Source organism: Kineococcus sp. DHX-1 (genome assembly GCF_042473625.1).
Lineage (GTDB): Bacteria > Actinomycetota > Actinomycetes > Actinomycetales > Kineococcaceae > Kineococcus.
Map to the genome: position 1 here is coordinate 1,679,514 of NZ_CP170445.1, position 14,931 is coordinate 1,694,444.

14 protein-coding genes are annotated in these 14,931 nt (G+C 75.1%); 7 read left to right on the plus strand and 7 right to left on the minus strand.

What is annotated here, in order from left to right:
* Window positions 1-8: 8 nt before the first annotated feature.
* Genes ACFEMC_RS08045 through ACFEMC_RS08055 form a run of 3 tightly spaced genes read right to left on the minus strand, consistent with a single transcriptional unit; the run spans window position 9 to window position 3,641 of the window.
* The gene (locus tag ACFEMC_RS08045) at window positions 9-1,250 is read right to left on the minus strand and encodes a glycosyltransferase (RefSeq protein WP_380175264.1); all 1,242 of its coding nucleotides are present in this window, start codon (window positions 1,248-1,250) and stop codon (window positions 9-11) included.
* Complete coding sequence (locus ACFEMC_RS08050; RefSeq protein WP_380175266.1) at window positions 1,243-2,268, minus strand: glycosyltransferase family 2 protein; 1,026 nt, start codon at window positions 2,266-2,268, stop codon at window positions 1,243-1,245. Before ACFEMC_RS08050 ends, ACFEMC_RS08045 begins: the two co-directional genes overlap by 8 nt.
* Window positions 2,265-3,641, minus strand: coding sequence for a glycosyltransferase (locus ACFEMC_RS08055; RefSeq protein ID WP_380175268.1), 1,377 nt, complete (start codon window positions 3,639-3,641; stop codon window positions 2,265-2,267). The genes ACFEMC_RS08050 and ACFEMC_RS08055 overlap by 4 nt, the downstream gene beginning before the upstream one ends.
* Window positions 3,642-4,122: 481 nt before the next feature.
* Between ACFEMC_RS08055 and ACFEMC_RS08060 the strand changes: the two genes are divergently transcribed.
* The 3 genes from ACFEMC_RS08060 to ACFEMC_RS08070 all read left to right on the plus strand — a co-directional run bounded on the left by ACFEMC_RS08060 (window position 4,123) and on the right by ACFEMC_RS08070 (window position 6,508).
* Window positions 4,123-4,989, plus strand: coding sequence for a glycosyltransferase family 2 protein (locus ACFEMC_RS08060; protein ID WP_380175270.1), 867 nt, complete (start codon window positions 4,123-4,125; stop codon window positions 4,987-4,989).
* 89 nt (window positions 4,990-5,078) lie between these two features.
* Window positions 5,079-5,696 (plus strand): hypothetical protein, encoded by a 618-nt coding sequence (locus tag ACFEMC_RS08065; protein ID WP_380175272.1) that lies wholly within the window; start codon window positions 5,079-5,081, stop codon window positions 5,694-5,696.
* Window positions 5,697-6,007: 311 nt separating this feature from the next.
* Complete coding sequence (locus ACFEMC_RS08070; RefSeq protein ID WP_380175274.1) at window positions 6,008-6,508, plus strand: hypothetical protein; 501 nt, start codon at window positions 6,008-6,010, stop codon at window positions 6,506-6,508.
* Window positions 6,509-6,516: 8 nt separating this feature from the next.
* Here the strand turns inward: ACFEMC_RS08070 and ACFEMC_RS08075 are convergent, their stop codons facing one another.
* Window positions 6,517-7,380, minus strand: a complete 864-nt coding sequence (locus ACFEMC_RS08075) for a glycoside hydrolase family 16 protein (RefSeq protein ID WP_380175276.1) — start codon at window positions 7,378-7,380, stop codon at window positions 6,517-6,519.
* Between the two features lie 207 nt (window positions 7,381-7,587).
* Here ACFEMC_RS08075 and ACFEMC_RS08080 point away from each other — a divergent pair, with 207 nt between their 5' ends.
* Window positions 7,588-9,000: an OFA family MFS transporter gene (locus ACFEMC_RS08080; protein ID WP_380175278.1), complete on the plus strand. Its 1,413-nt coding sequence runs from the start codon at window positions 7,588-7,590 to the stop codon at window positions 8,998-9,000.
* A 93-nt stretch (window positions 9,001-9,093) separates the two neighbouring features.
* Here ACFEMC_RS08080 and ACFEMC_RS08085 read toward each other — a convergent pair whose 3' ends face one another.
* The gene (locus tag ACFEMC_RS08085; protein ID WP_380175280.1) at window positions 9,094-9,615 is read right to left on the minus strand and encodes an aminoacyl-tRNA deacylase; all 522 of its coding nucleotides are present in this window, start codon (window positions 9,613-9,615) and stop codon (window positions 9,094-9,096) included.
* A 13-nt stretch (window positions 9,616-9,628) separates the two neighbouring features.
* Window positions 9,629-10,360, minus strand: coding sequence for an LON peptidase substrate-binding domain-containing protein (locus ACFEMC_RS08090; protein WP_380175282.1), 732 nt, complete (start codon window positions 10,358-10,360; stop codon window positions 9,629-9,631).
* Window positions 10,361-10,461: 101 nt separating this feature from the next.
* On the opposite strand from ACFEMC_RS08090, the gene hisD reads away from it, so the two are divergent.
* Both hisD and ACFEMC_RS08100 read left to right on the plus strand, forming a co-directional pair.
* Window positions 10,462-11,748 carry a histidinol dehydrogenase gene (gene hisD, locus ACFEMC_RS08095; protein WP_380176666.1) on the plus strand — a complete coding sequence of 429 codons (1,287 nt, stop codon included), beginning with the start codon at window positions 10,462-10,464 and terminating at the stop codon, window positions 11,746-11,748.
* Complete coding sequence (locus ACFEMC_RS08100; protein ID WP_380175284.1) at window positions 11,745-12,233, plus strand: hypothetical protein; 489 nt, start codon at window positions 11,745-11,747, stop codon at window positions 12,231-12,233. Before hisD ends, ACFEMC_RS08100 begins: the two co-directional genes overlap by 4 nt.
* A gap of 94 nt (window positions 12,234-12,327) precedes the next feature.
* Here ACFEMC_RS08100 and sthA read toward each other — a convergent pair whose 3' ends face one another.
* Entirely contained in the window at window positions 12,328-13,734 is a 1,407-nt protein-coding gene (gene sthA / locus ACFEMC_RS08105) for a Si-specific NAD(P)(+) transhydrogenase (RefSeq protein WP_380175286.1), read from the minus strand.
* Between the two features lie 201 nt (window positions 13,735-13,935).
* Between sthA and ACFEMC_RS08110 the strand changes: the two genes are divergently transcribed.
* Window positions 13,936-14,928: a Gfo/Idh/MocA family protein gene (locus ACFEMC_RS08110; RefSeq protein WP_380175288.1), complete on the plus strand. Its 993-nt coding sequence runs from the start codon at window positions 13,936-13,938 to the stop codon at window positions 14,926-14,928.
* Window positions 14,929-14,931 lie beyond the last annotated feature (3 nt).

The following is a 14,931-nucleotide window of genomic DNA, read 5'->3' on the forward strand; positions in this document are numbered from 1 at the left end:
CGGGTGCCTCAGCTCCGGGCGGCGCGGGCGCGCAGGTACAGCGCGGGGCCGGCGAGCATCCCGGTGAGTTCCCGGCGCACCAGTCCGGCGGCGGGGTTGCCGCCCGAACCCGTCGGCCGGACCGAGGAGTTCCGCCGGCGGATGCGGGCCACGGTGCCGACGAGCCGCACCACCCCCGCGGGGACGGCGCGCAGGACGCCCACCCGCGTCGCGGGGTCGAGGAGGAGCTTGGCGTAGAACGCGGTCAGGCCCGTCCCGTACCCGTACATCTGCTGCGCGAGGTCGGCCTGCGTGCTGCGGTGGTGGTGCCACACGACGGCGGAGGGTTCCACGGCGATCGCCCCGCCGTGCACGAGCGTCTGGACGAAGGCGTCGAGGTCCTCCCCACCGCGGGTCGGCGTCCCGGCTCCCAGGAGGACGTCGAACCCGCCGCGGCGCAGCAGGTCCGCCCGCCGGAACGCGACGTTCGCGCCCGTCCCGAACAGCCCCGCCGCGTACGGGTACATCGGCCCGCCGGCCGCCCCGGTGGACAGGTCGTAGACGCGCGGGGCGCGCAGCGTCGACCACGAGACCCGCCCGTCGAAGTACGCCTCGACCTCGGTGTCGAGGGCGGCCGCGACGGCCAGGCCGCTCACGCAGGCGACGTCCGGACGGCGGGAGAAACCCCGCACGAGGCCGTGGACCCACAGCGGGTCCACGCGCACGTCGTCGTCGGTGTAGGCCACGACGTCGCCCGTGGCGAGGGCGAGGCCGCGGTTGCGCGCGTGGGACAACCCGGGAGCGTCCTCGCGGGCGTACGTCACCCGCGGGTCGCGGGCGGCGGCCGCGGTCACGACGTCCCGGGTGGCGTCGTCGGTGGGGGCGTTGTCGACGACGAGGAGTTCGAGGTCGGGGTAGGCGAGCCGGCCCAGGTGCTCCAGGCAGCGGGCCAGGACCTCCGGCCGGTTCCGCGTGCAGACGACGACGGTGACCCGCAGGGCGGTCGGGACGTCGGCGAGGGCGTCGACGGCGGGCGACCCGGCCCGGCGGGCGCGCACGCGGTCGCGGGCTCCCGCCGGCAACCCGGCGAGGAGCGCGGCGTCGTCCGGAGCCGGGTGGGCGGGGGCCGTCACGTACCCGAGGGGGTTCCCGTCGAGGCGCACGAGCACGCGCGCCGACCGGGCGTCCGCCGGGGCCGGGGGCAGGGGGGCGGCGCCGGGGGCGAGGTCGACCTCGGTGCACCACACGGGAAGAGCGGTCGGCTCAGCCACGGCGGACCCCCGTCCCGGCGACGCGGGACCGGCGGGCGAGCAGGCCGTACGCGTACCCCGCGGCGGTCGTGCCGAACCCGACGACGACGGCCGCCGCCTGCTGGACTCCCGCCGCCCCGCCGCCCGTCGCGGTCGAACGGATCCCGCGCACGACGGCGTGGGGCAGCACCTGCGTGGCGTAGGAACGCTCCGACGACAGGGCGTCCTCGGACCCGACGGCCGCGGCCACCACTGCCTTGGAGAAACCCTCCCAGAAGCAGCGGCGCAGGAAGTACCCGACGGTGGCGCGGTCGGTCCGCACGCGGTGGTGCACCACCGCCTCGCCCGTAAGGACGATGCGTGCGGCCCCGCCGCGGCGCTGCCGCACCCGGATCGACAGCTCGGTCTCCTCGCAGCCGACGGGATGACGACCGACCCGGCCGATGCCGGACGTGAAACCCCCGGCAGCCAGCAAGTCGGCGCGCCGGAACCCCATGCTGGCGCCGATGGGGTTGCGGAGGGGGGCGCCGTCGCCGGGCAGTCCCTCGTAGCTGCAGCCGACGACCCAGAGGAAGCTCTCCGGGAACCAGGCCGGGCGTCCGGGCGCGTCCCAGGCCGGGACGGCGGTGCCACCCGTCCCGACGACGGCGGGATCGGCGAACGCGGCGGTCCCCGCCTCGACCCAGTCGGGGTCGGGCCGGGCGTCGTCGTCGAGGAAGAGCAGGACGTCACCGCCGGCGACGGCCGCACCGCTGTTCCGCGCCCCGGACAGTCCGCGCTCGAAGACGTTCTCCAGCACCGTGACCCCCGGCGCGAGACCCGTGCGGGCCCGCGCCAGCAGGTCCGGGGCGTGGTCGACGACGAGGAGGACCTCCAGCGGCGGCCGGGTCTGGTGGCGCAGGGCGGCGAGGCCGGCGACGAGGTCGTCCCAGCGGTCGAGGGTGTACGCGCACACCACGACGCTCACGGTCGGGGCGCCGGCGGTCCGGGCGGGCGGGGCGGAGGGGGTGGGGGCCAGCACGTGGCCTGCGTCGCTCACGGGTTCTCCTGCGGGACGGGACGGGCGGCGGCGCGGGCGCGCCAGTAGGCGAGCGGACCCCAGGGCATGCCCCGGAGTTCGAGGCGCACGAGACGACGCGGGTCGACGGTGTCAGTGCTGGTGCTGGTGCTGGTGCTGGTGCTGGTGCGGGCGTCCGCCGGGCCGCTGCGGGCCCGGTCGCGGGCCCAGCGCAGCTTGGCGACCGCCGCCGCGGGGACCAGGCCGGCCAGCGCCCCGAGGTGCCGCGGGTCCCGGTGGACGAGTGCGGTGAGCATCGCCGTGTACCCGACCCCGTTGCCGCGCAGCTGGTGCTCCAGACCGGCGAGGTCGCGCCGGTGGGTGTGGTGCACGACGGCGGCCGGTTCGTACCCGAGGCGACCACCGCGCCACAGGAGGTCCACGAGCACGGCGAGGTCCTCCCCACCGCGGGCCGGCGTCCCGGTGCCGAGGTGGACGTCGAAACCCCGGCGCAGCGCCGGGCGCCGGAACGCCATGTTCGCCCCCGCGCCGAACGCCCCGATCCCGTAGACGGGGAACTCCCGCCGGACGTCCCCGTCCGGGCCGAGTTCCCGGACCCGGCCCGGTCGGCCCCGCACGGGAACCACCTGTGCGGGGGTGAGCCGCCGCGTTCCGCCGAACCCGCCGTAGTGGGCCTCGTACCCCCGCTGTGCCGCGGTCTCGAGTTCGGCCGGCACGACGAGCCCGGTGACGACGTCCTCCTCGGGGTGCGTCGCGAACCGGGTGGCGAGGGCCAGGACCCACCGGGGGTCGACGAGGACGTCGTCGTCGGTGAACGCGACGACGTCGCCGCGCGCGGCGGCGGTCCCGGCGTTGCGCGCCTGGGAGATGCCCGGTCGCGGGGCGTGGAGGCGACGGACCCGCGGGTGCCGCGCCAGGAGTTCGGGCAACGGGTCCTCGGCGGGCACGACGGGCCGGTTGTCCACCAGCAGCAGTTCCACGGCCGCGGCTCCACCCGGGTGGTGCAGCGCCTCCAGGCCGGTCAGGCAGCGGTCGAGGTCGGCCACCCGCTGCACGACCGTCGGGACGACGACCGTGACCGTCGGCAGCGACGGGAGGGGTTCCGCCTCCTCGCCGCGGGAGATGTCCGTCGGGAACTCCTCCAGCCGGGCGGCGACGTCCGCGGGGTCCGGGGGGAGCGGCAGGTCCAGCGTGGCGAAGGGGCGCCCGCCCTGCCAGAGGAGGACCCACGCGGCCGCGCAGCGACCGGTGTCCCCCCGCTGCAGGACCGCCCGTTCCACGGCCGTCGCGACGGCCCCGCCCCACGTCCCCCGGTGCGGCCCGAGTTCCACGGAGGTGACGAGGACCGCGCCGTCCCCGCAGGGGAGCACCGCGGGGTTCTCGACGTCGGTCACGGTGGGTTCCCCTCCCTGGTGGTCGTGCGTCCGCCGGTGGAACCCGGGGAACGTCTCCTCACTCACGGTAGGGCCGGGGGTGCACGACGGGGTGGTTCCTGAACCGGAACGGCGGAACGCACTGCGCCGTTCGGGACGGGGGTGCCGGCTGCAGGCCTGCGCTGCGGCAACGGATCCCGCCACCCGCGGGAGGCGGCCGGCTCGGGGACGGCCCTCGGGAAGTGGTTCACCGGGCGCTGCACCCCGTCACTCACCGTGGCGGTGAGGCGTTCGTGGTGACCCGGACGGGTGCCGCGGTGCGCCGGTCGTGTCAGGTTCGTGTCCGCACCGTGCGGACGCTCCTACGATCGGGGTGTCGAACAGCGGTCCTGCCCACGGGACCGCACGTGAGGGCACGTGAAGATCCGCCGGGCGTCCTTGGTCGCCGTGGCCCGGCGGGGAGCGAGAGGCGAAACCGGGCCCCTGGAACTCAGGGAGCATCATGTCGAACGCATTCCCCACCCCCGCTGCCGCACCGACGGTCAGCGTGGTCATCCCCACCTACAACGAGGCTGCGAACCTGCCGCACGTGTTCGCGCTCCTGCCCGACGTCCACGAGGTCGTCCTCGTCGACGGCCGCAGCGTCGACGGCACCGTCGAGACGGCGCTCGCGCTGCGCCCGGACGTCAAGGTCGTCCTGCAGAACCGGCGCGGCAAGGGCAACGCCATGGCGTGCGGTTTCGCGGCCGCCACGGGCGACGTCGTCGTCATGCTCGACGCCGACGGTTCCGCCGACCCGCGCGAGATCCCCGCGTTCGTCCAGGCCCTGGTCGACGGTGCGCACTTCGCCAAGGGAACCCGCTTCGCGGCGGGCGGCGGCAGCAGCGACATCACCCGGTTGCGCCGCGCCGGCAACGCCGGCCTGAACCTCGCCGCGAACGTCCTGTTCGGCACCCGGTACTCCGACCTCTGCTACGGCTACAACGCCTTCTGGCGCGACTGCCTGCCGGCCCTCGACCTCGACGCGAGCGGTGACGCCGTCGACGCCAAGCACTGGGGTGACGGTTTCGAGATCGAGACGATCATCAACACCCGCATCGCCAAGGCCGGCCTGACCATCACCGAGGTGCCGAGCTACGAGTTCGAGCGCATCCACGGCGAGAGCAACCTCAACACCTTCCGCGACGGTTTCCGCGTCCTGCGGGCGCTGCTCACCGAGCGGCTTCGTCCCGCGGCGCCGGTGCAGGTCCCGGCCCGCCGCCCGCTGGCCGGCGCAGCCGTCGTCGAGGTGTCGCTCCCGCACGTCGTGGTGCTGCCCGACGTCCCGACCGACGTCCCGACCGGCGCCGCCCCCGCGGTCGCGGGCTGAACCGCGCCGCCGGGCTCGTCGGCGCCGGAGCCCGCCCGGGGCGCGTGCGAGGATCGGCTGCCCGTCCGTCCCGTCGCGAGGAGTCGTCCGTGCGTCTCGGTCCGTCCGGCCCCCGGCTCCCGTGGACGACCGCGGCCGGCGCGCGCCGCGCGCGGGACCGCCGCCTGCTCGGGCTGCGGGGTCTGGACGTCACCGACGGCTGGCGCGTCGAGGGCCACCTCGTGGAGGTGTCGACGCGTTTCCCCGCGCCGAACGTCCTGCTGGCCGAGCACGCGCACGCCGAGCTCGCCCTCACGGGCCCGTTCGCGGGGCGGACGGCCTACGTCGCCTCGGTGCTGGCCCGGCCCGCCGACGTGGGGCGGCGCGGGGCGCGTCGTCCCCGGGACGAGGTGTTCCTCCTCACGAGCCTGGAGGTGCTGGGGGTCCCCTCGGACCTCGTCGTGGGGTTCGCCGCCGCCGGAGACCCGGTCCCGTTCCGGGCGAGGCCGGACCAGCTCGCCGTCCTGGGGGTCGCGCTGCGGTCGGCCGGACCCCGGGTCGCCCTGCGCGAGCAGGACTTCCTGGCCGTCGGGGACACCTCCGTCAGCCTGGTGGGGCCCTGGCCCGGGGAACGTCCCGGCGACCGGTCCCGCGCCGAGGCCGTGGTCCCCGCACGGCTGGCGCTGCTGGCCGACCTGGCGGGCGCCCGCGAACGCGGCGACCTCTGAGAACTCCCGCACCGGCTGGTGCGGGCCGCAGTGCAGCGACCGGCGCCCGGGAGTGGGCGCCCGCCGCCGGGCTGCGCTGCGCGATCCGGGCGCCGGCCCGTCCTGGGCATGCAGGACGGGTCGGCGCCCGCTGTCGTCCGGGTGGTTCCCCGGCGGACACCGTCGCGGTGCAGGGGTCTCGTGACCGGTTGCCCCGCAACGGCTCACCCTCTCCCCGAACAGCCCTCCCGCCCCGTGCTCCGAACGGTGGACCCGGTGGCGGAACCGCTTCCCGGGGCGGTGGGGAGGCTTCTACTGGAGGGGTGAACCCCGTGCGGACCCGAACCGCTCTGGCCGGCGCTGCGGCCTCCGCCGCCTGGCTGTCCTTCGCCACCGACGCGCTGCCCGCCCGCGTGGCCGTCGCGGCCGTCCTCGCCCTGGTGCCGGCCGTCACGGTCGCCGGGCACCTGCGTTCGGCCGGCCACCGCCCCCGCGCCGCGGCGGTGCTCGCGCTCGCCGCGGCCGCCGTCACCGTCCTGCTCGTCGAGGACCTCGCTCCCCGGCTCGGGGGTGACGGGGGCCCGGCTCTCGTCGCCGTCGTCCTGGCGCTGTGGACCACCGCGCTGCTGCGCCGCCCCGCTGGCGCGGCTCCGGCCGTCTCCCCGGCCGACGTGCTGCCGCTCGTCCCCGTGCAGTCCGGTGGGCCCCTCCTGCCCGCGCCGGGGCCTGTCCCGCGGCTCGCCCCGGACGCCCACCCGTCGGCCCCCGCGGAGGCCCCCGCCGTGCCCGCTCCCGTCGCGGCGCCCCCGGCGGGCCTCCCGCACGCCGGCTGACGAGCCCCTCAGGTCCGGCGGTACAGAGCGACCCAGTCGACCTGCACGTGCCCGGCGGCGCCGGCCGGGGGAGTTCCACCCGAGGTCTCGGTCTGCAGAACGAGGTGCATCGGGCGGCCGGGGGAGACGTCGGTCGCTCCGACGACCGTGCCGTCGAGCAGGAACCGCACCCCCGACGGCAGCCACTCGACGGTCGCGGTGTGCCAGCCGGTGGCGCTGACGCCGGTGTCGACGGCGAGGGCGTTCTCCTGCGGCGCACCAGGGCGGTGCACGAAGCCGTGCACCGTGCCGTCGAGGTCCCCCTCCGGGAAGTCGACCTCGCCCTCGGTCCAGTCGTCGGAGTCGGGCCACAGCAGCCAGGCCGTCTTGTAGCCGGGGACGGCGTCGGCGCGGTACCGCACCGAGTAGCGGCCGTACGTCCACCCGCCCCACGCCCCGTCCCGCAGCGGAACGGGCGCGGCGACGAGCGGTGTCCCGGCCTCGGTGCGCAGGAACAGGTCCAGGACGCCGTCGCGCACGGACACGACGCGGTCCGGCGCGTACGTCCCCGCCCCGCTGGTGTCGTGCGACCCCTCGTACCCCGTCCACCGCGCCGCGTAGGCGGGCCCGGGGAAACCGCCCAGCGGCACGTCGGTCGTGAAGTCGTCGACGAGGACCTGGCGCCAGCCGGGCAGGTCGCCGACCGGGGCGGGCGTCCCGGGCCCCTGCGCCGCGACGGCAGAGGCGGTGGCGCCCACCACGACCGGGGTCCGTGCGACGCGGGTCCCGCGGTCCACCACGGGAGCGGGCGGGCCGGCCGGTGCCGGGGCCGCCCCGGCGAGGACGAGCGCCGCGGCGGTCAGGGCCGCACCGACGGGGACACGCGGGCGCATCGGGTCTCCCGGGGCCGGAGCGCTCGGGCGAGCGCACTCGCCGAAACTCTACGTCGACTCGTGACTCCGCGGAGTGACAACGGGCGAGCGACACCGCCGGGTCGGGTCGCCCGGTTCGTCCGGGTGTCGGTCCCGCGGGTCCTCACCTACGCTCGGCGTCCGAGCGGACAGCTCGGGCACAGCACACCCACAGCGAAGGAGCTCCTGGTGTCGCCACTCGCCGCGCCGGCCGTCCTGGACCGGCAGCGCACCGTCGCCCCACCCGGTTTCAACCGGTGGCTCGTCCCGCCGGCCGCCCTCGCGGTCCACCTCTGCATCGGTCAGGTGTACGCGACGAGCGTCTACAAGACGGCCCTCGTCAGCCACTTCGACGTGAGCCAGACGCAGATCGGCCTCGTGTTCTCGATCGCCATCGTCATGCTCGGCCTGTCCGCCGCCGTCTGCGGCACGTGGGTCGACCGCAGCGGCCCGCGCAAGGCCATGGCGGCGTCGGCCGCCTGCTGGGTCACGGGTTTCCTCGTGGGGGCGCTCGGCATCGCGACCGGCCAGTTGTGGCTGCTCTACCTCGGGTACGGCGTCATCGGCGGGATCGGCCTGGGCATCGGGTACATCTCGCCCGTCTCCACGCTCATCAAGTGGTTCCCGGACCGACCCGGTCTCGCCACGGGCATGGCCATCATGGGGTTCGGCGGCGGGGCCCTCATCGCCAGCCCGCTCTCGACGCGGCTGCTCTCGCTGTACGACCCGTCCTACGACTCCACCGTCACCGGAAGCGCGCCGGCGGGGTCGGCCGTGGCCCTGCTGTTCCTCACCTTCGCCGTCGTGCACGCGCTCTTCATGGCCTACGGCGCGGCGACCGTCCGGGTTCCCGCGCCCGACTGGACGCCGGAGGGTTTCGACCCGGCGTCGGTCCGCAGCAAGGCCTTGGTGACGACAGCGAGCGTCTCGGCGCGCAACGCGGTGCGCACCCCGCAGTTCTGGTTGCTGTGGGTCGTCCTGTTCTGCAACGTGACCGCGGGCATCGGGATCCTGGAACAGGCCTCACCGATGATCCAGGACTTCTTCCGGTCCGCCGGTGGCGCGTCCACCGTCTCGGTCGCCGCGGCCGGGGGTTTCGTCGGGCTGCTGTCGATGGCCAACATGGCCGGGCGGTTCGTGTGGTCCTCGACCTCGGACGTCGTCGGGCGCAAGCCGGTGTACATGGGCTACCTCGGCGTCGGTCTCGTCGCGTACTTCCTGCTCGCGACGTTCGGCCAGAAAAGCACGGCACTGTTCGTCCTGTTCGCCGTCGTCATCCTCTCGTTCTACGGCGGGGGTTTCGCGACCGTCCCGGCCTACCTGCGCGACCTGTTCGGCACGTTCCAGGTGGGCGCGATCCACGGACGGCTGCTCACGGCGTGGTCGGCGGCCGGAATCGCGGGGCCGCTCATCGTCAACGGGTTCCTCGACGCCCAGGGCGACCCCGGCAGCCTCACCGCGAGCGCCTACCGGCCCGCGCTGCTGACGATGGTCGCCGTGCTGGCGGTGGGTTTCGTCGCCAACCTGCTCGTCCGTCCCGTGGCGGAGAGGTTCCACGAACCCTCCTACCGGCCCGCGGCGAGCCAGCGGGGGACCCGGTGAACGCGCGGGGCCGGGTGCTCGCCGGCTGGGCGCTCGTCGGGATCCCGTTGGCCTACGGCGTCGTCGAGACGCTCGTGCGCGCCTCGCGGCTGTTCACCGGCTGACCGGGCGGCTGACCGGCGCGGTCCGGGCCCCCGTCACCGCGAGCAGGTCGGCGGGGGCCAGTTCCACCTGCAGCCCCCGCCGGCCCGCGCTGACGAGGACCGTCGCGAAACCCTCCGCGGAGGTGTCGACGTACGTCGGCAGGGCGGAGCGCTGACCGATCGGGCTGATGCCGCCCACGACGTACCCGCTGCTGCGCTGGGCCCTCGCGGGATCGGCCATGGCGGCCTTCTTCCCGCCGGCGGCCGCCGCGAGGGCCTTGAGGTCGAGCATCCCGGCGACGGGGACGACGGCGCAGACGAGGCGCCCGTCGACGTCGGCCAGGAGCGTCTTGAAGACGCGGTGCTCGTCCACGTCCAGCCCGGCCTCCCGCAGGGCCCGCACGGCGTCGTCGCCGAAACCCGGCCCGTCCCCCGCGTGGGCCGACGTCGCGTAGGGCCGGGGCGTGTGCACGACACCCCGGTCGGCCAGCAGCTTCAGCGCCGGGGTCCCGGCGTCGCCCCGCTTCGCCACCGCGTGACCCCCCTCAGTTCGAGTTGACCGGCCAGACGGGCAGCTCCGTCGCCGGCACCGCCCCGAACGTCCCGATGAGGGCGATCTCCCGGCGCAGCACCTCGAGCTCGGCCTGCAGGCGGCTGACGGTGTCCGGCGCCTCCAGCAGCCGCTGCCGCTGGTCGAGGTCGAGGACCGCTGCGGCGGCGACGAGGTAGGACAGCACCCGCGGGTCGTTCGGCGCCTCGGCCCCGCCGATGTCGAGGACCTCGCGGTACTCGTCGAACGTGCGGCTCACGGCGTCAGCCAGCACCGTGAGGCGGCCGTCGCTGTCGTCGTCCTCGACGTCGTCGTCGCCGAACGGCTCCACGAGGCCCGTCAGGTAGGGGGTCCCGGCGGACTCGTCGATGCCCACGAGGCGGAACCGGCTCGCGCCCACCGTCACGATCTCGTAGCCGCCGTCCTCGGTCTCGGTGACCTCGCGCACCAGCGCGACGCAGCCGACGGTGTGCAGGGCCTGCAGGTTGCCCGTGCCGACCTCGTGCCCGGCCCGGATGGCGACGACGCCGAAGCCCCGCACCTCCGTCTCGTCGGGGTCCCCGGAGCCGCCACCGTCCAGCCCGGTCTCCGCGCCGGCCGCGTCCGGCAGGTCGCCGACGAGGTCCTGGACGAGCAGCCGGTACCGGGGTTCGAACACGTTGAGCGGCAGGACCAGTCCGGGGAAGAGGACACTGCCCAGGGGGAACAGCGGGAGGCGTTGCGGCACGCGGGCCACCCTAGGACCTCCGGCTCGTAGACTCCTGCCCCGTGAGCACCCCCGCCCCGCTCCTGCGCCGCATCGACCTGCGCGGGCAGGTCCTCGACGCCATGGCGCTGCGCGCGGTGGTCCCGCGCGCCGACGTCGACGTCGCCGCCGCCCTCGCCGCCGTCGCCCCGATCTGCGAGGACGTCCGCGCCCGCGGCGTCCCCGCCCTGCTCGAGCTGACCGAGCGCTTCGACGGCGTCCACGCCGAGGACGTCCGCGTCCCGGCGCACGCGCTCACCGACGCCCTCGCCGCCCTCGACTCCGACGTCCGCGCCGGGCTCGAGGAGTCGATCCGGCGCGCCCGCCTCGTGGCCACCGACCAGCTGCGCGGCACCACGACGACGGAGGTCGTCCCCGGTGGCCGGGTGTCCGAGCGCTGGGTGCCCGTCGGGCGCGTGGGCCTGTACGTGCCCGGTGGCCGGGCGGTCTACCCCTCCAGCGTCGTCATGAACGTCGTGCCCGCCCAGGTCGCCGGCGTCGGCTCGATCGCCGTGACCACGCCGGCGCAGAAGGAGTTCGGCGGCTCGGGCCACCCCACGATCCTGGCCGCCTGCGCGCTGCTGGGCGTCGAGGAGGTGTACGCCGTGGGCGGGGCCCAGGCCATCGCGATGTTCGCCTACGGCGCCCGCGACGCCGACGGCGTGGTCGTCGTCGAGCCGGTGGACGTCGTCACCGGCCCGGGCAACATCTACGTCGCCTCGGCCAAGCGGTACGTCCAGGGCACCGTCGGCATCGACTCCGAGGCCGGCCCGACCGAGATCGCCGTCCTCGCCGACGCGACCGCCGACCCGGTGCACGTCGCCGCCGACCTCGTCAGCCAGGCCGAGCACGACCCGATGGCCGCCGCGGTCCTGGTCACCGACTCGCCGCAGCTCGCCGACGCCGTCGACGCGGTCCTCGGCGACCGGGTCGCGGCCACCAAGCACGCCGGCCGCGTCGAGGAGGCGCTGCGGGGTCCGCAGTCCGCGATCGTCCTCGTCGACGACGTCGAGGCCGGCCTCGCCGTCGTGGACGCCTACGCCGCCGAGCACCTGGAGGTGCAGACCGCGGACGCCGCGGCCGTCGCCGCCCGCGTGCGCAACGCCGGGGCGGTGTTCGTCGGGCCGCACACCCCGGTCTCTCTGGGGGACTACTGCGCCGGGTCCAACCACGTCCTGCCCACCGGCGGGACGGCCTCGTTCTCCAGCGGCCTCAGCGTGCAGACGTTCCTGCGCGGCATCCACGTCGTGGAGTACGACGAGCGCGCGCTGCGCGAGGTCGCCCCCCACGTCGTCGCCCTGGCGCAGTCCGAGGACCTCCCGGCTCACGGCGAGGCCGTGTCCGCCCGCTTCGAGGGGACCGCCCCGTGACCGACGAGACCCCCGACGTCCCCGAGTTCGACTTCGACGCCGAGTTCGCCAAGGCGTTCGGCCCGAAGAAGCCCGTGCGCTCGGTGATCGTCGCCGGCGTCGCCCAGGCCCGGGCGCTCGCCGACCTCCTGCCCGCCCACGACGTGAACGCCCACGTCGTGGCGGTCAAGGGCATCGGCACCGTCCTCGTGGCCCACGACCCGGCGACGGGGGAGCAGGACGTGCAGACGCTGTCCGCCGCCGTCCCGCAGGCCGAGTTCGTCCTCTTCACCGTCGGCGAGGAGTCCATCGAGGGTCAGACGTGGACCGGCGGCACCCGGGGCGAGGACCCGAGGCCGGGCCTGCTGCTGTCGGTGTGGCCCGACCTCGTCCAGGACCTCGTCCTGGGCAAGGCCGACCCCGCCGAGCACGCCGTCGGGCCCGAGGAGCCCCGCAAGGGCGCGTTCTGGAAGCGGTTGCGCGGCCGCGACGACGACCCCGCCTGACCCTCCTGGGCGCCTCGCGGGGGTGGGCTCGTCGACGCAACCGGCTCGACCCAAGAGCTGGATGCGTCAACGAGCCCCCCTCCGGAGGCGGGCGTCAGACGTCGAAGCGCGCCGCGGCCCGCATCTTGTTCGTCACGTCGAGCGCGGCGACCTTGTACGCCTCCGACAGCGTCGGGTAGTTGAAGACCGTGTCGACGAGGTGGTCGACGGTCCCGCCGCACGTCATGACGGCCTGCCCGACGTGCACGAGCTCGGTCGCGGACGTCCCGACGACGTGGACGCCGAGGAGCTTGCGGTCCTCGGTCGAGACGAGCAGCTTGAGCTTGCCGTGCGAGTCGCCGACGATCGCGCCGCGGGCGAGCTCGCGGTAGCGGGCCACGCCCACCTCGTAGGGGACGGCCGCGCGGGTCAGCTCGTCCTCGGTGTGACCGCAGTAGCTGATCTCGGGGATCGAGTAGATCCCGATGGGCTGCAGCTCGATGAGCGAGTTCACCTGCTCGCCGAACGCGTGGTAGGCCGCGAGACGACCCTGCTCCATCGAGGTCGAGGCCAGCGCCGGGAAGCCGATGACGTCGCCGACGGCGTAGATGTGCTCGACCTCGGTGCGGAACTGCTTGTCCACGACGAGACGCCCGCGCTTGTCGGCCTCGAGGCCGGCGGCGGCGAGGTCGAGGCTGTCCGTGGCGCCCTGGCGGCCCGCGGAGTACAGGACGGTGTCGGCGGGGATCCGCTTGCCGGACGCCAGCGTCGTCACGGTGCCCTGCTCGTCGGCCTGCACCTTGACGACGGACTCGCCGAGGCGGAACGCGACGCGCAGGTCGCGCAGCTCGAACTTCAGCGCCTCGACGATCTCGGAGTCGCAGAAGTCGAGGAAGTTCGGGCGCGACTCCACGACGGTGACCTTGGTGCCGAGCGCGGCGAACATCGAGGCGTACTCGATGCCGATGACACCCGCGCCGACGACGACGAGGGTCTGCGGGATCTCGGCGAGCTGCAGCACGCCGTCGGAGTCGACGACGCGGCCCGAGCCGAAGTCGACGTCGGCGGGGCGCGCGGGGCGGGTCCCCACGGCGATGACGAACTTGTCCGCGGTCAGGTGCCGGGCGGGGACGCCGGGGGCCTCGACGACGACGCTGTTGGGGCCGGTGAAGCGGGCCATGCCGTCGTACAGGTCCACGCGGTTGCGGGAGAGCTGGTCGCGCACGACCTCGGCCTCACGGCGCACGACGTGGGTGGTGCGGGCCGACAGGTCGGCCATGGTGATGTCCTGCTTGACGCGGAAGTTCGCGCCGTAGACGTCGCGCACGCTCATGCCCGTCAGGTGCACGACGGCTTCGCGCAGCGTCTTGGACGGGATCGTGCCCGTGTTGACGCAGACGCCGCCCATCATCGAGCCGCCGTCGACGAGGGCCGCGTGCTTGCCGAGCTTGGCCGCCGCGATGGCCGCCTTCTGGCCGCCGGGGCCGGAACCGAGGACCAGGAGGTCGTAGTGGTCGCGCATACCGGACATCTTCGGCACCCGGACGGCGGATCTGCAGCCGTGTCACATGAACGTCACACGACGGTCCGTGACGGCCGCCGGGTCGAAGCCCCCTGCGAACGTTCCCAGATCGGAGGCCCCCAGACCTTCCGCACCCGCACCCGGATGTCCTAGCGTGAACCCACGTCACGACCCGATGAAGCGTCCGGAGGAACACCCCTCGTGCCTGTCGCGAACCCACCCTTCAACGTGGCCGTGCTCGGGTGCTGGCACGTCCACGCGAAGGACTACGCCCGCTCCGCAGCCGCCCACCCCGACACGACCCTCGTCGCCGCCTACGACCCCGACCCGGCGCTGGGCCGGCCGCTGGCGGAGGACTTCGGCGTCGAGCTGACCGACGACCTCGACGCGCTGCTGGCGCGCGAGGACGTCCACGGCGTCACCGTCACGACCGAGACGACGGCGCACACCGACGTCATCTCCCGCGCCCTGGCGGCCGGCAAGCACGTCTTCACCGAGAAGCTGCTCGCCCCGACGGTCGAGGAGTCCGAGCGCCTCGTCGCCCAGGCCGCGGACGCCGGGCTCGCCCTCGTCGTCTCCCTGCCGCGGCTGTACGCGGGCTACACCCTCGCCGTCCGCGACCTGCTGGACTCCGGCGAGCTCGGGACCCTGACCTACGGCCGGGTCCGGCTGTCCCACGACGGGGCGGTCCACGGCGGCGACGGAGGCCGCGGCTGGCTGCCGGACCGCTTCTTCGACCCCGCACCCGCCGTCGGCGGCGCGCTCACCGACCTCGGCTGCCACCCCGTCTACCTGACGCAGCTCTTCCTCGGGGCCGACCCGCAGACGGTCCGCGCGGTCTACGCCAACGTCACCCCCCGCGACGTCGAGGACCACGCCGTCGTGACCGTGGGGTACGCCGACGGCCGGCTCGGCGTCGTCGAGGCCGGTTTCGTCAGCAACGACGCCTTCACCATCGACGTCCACGGCACGGAGGGTTCGGTGCACTACACCGACTCCGGGAACCGCCTCTGGCGCCGGTACCCCGACGGCCGCACCGAGGACCTCACCGTCCCCGACGACGCCCCCGACGCGTTCGCGCAGTGGGTGCAGCACGCCGCCGCCGGGACCCAGGCGAGCGAGAACCTACAGCGCGCCGTCGACCTCACCCGCCTCGTCGTGCGGGCCAACCACGCAGCAGCAACGAAGGAGTGAACG

What these genes read in the sequence shown, in the direction of transcription:
- sthA (WP_380175286.1), bottom strand. Translation starts at nt 13,734, where the DNA reads ATGCGCGACCACTACGACCTCCTGGTCCTCGGTTCCGGCCCCGGCGGC.
- ACFEMC_RS08075 (WP_380175276.1), bottom strand. Translation starts at nt 7,380, where the DNA reads ATGCGCCCGCGTGTCCCCGTCGGTGCGGCCCTGACCGCCGCGGCGCTC.
- hisD (WP_380176666.1), top strand. Translation starts at nt 10,462, where the DNA reads ATGGCGCTGCGCGCGGTGGTCCCGCGCGCCGACGTCGACGTCGCCGCC.
- ACFEMC_RS08060 (WP_380175270.1), top strand. Translation starts at nt 4,123, where the DNA reads ATGTCGAACGCATTCCCCACCCCCGCTGCCGCACCGACGGTCAGCGTG.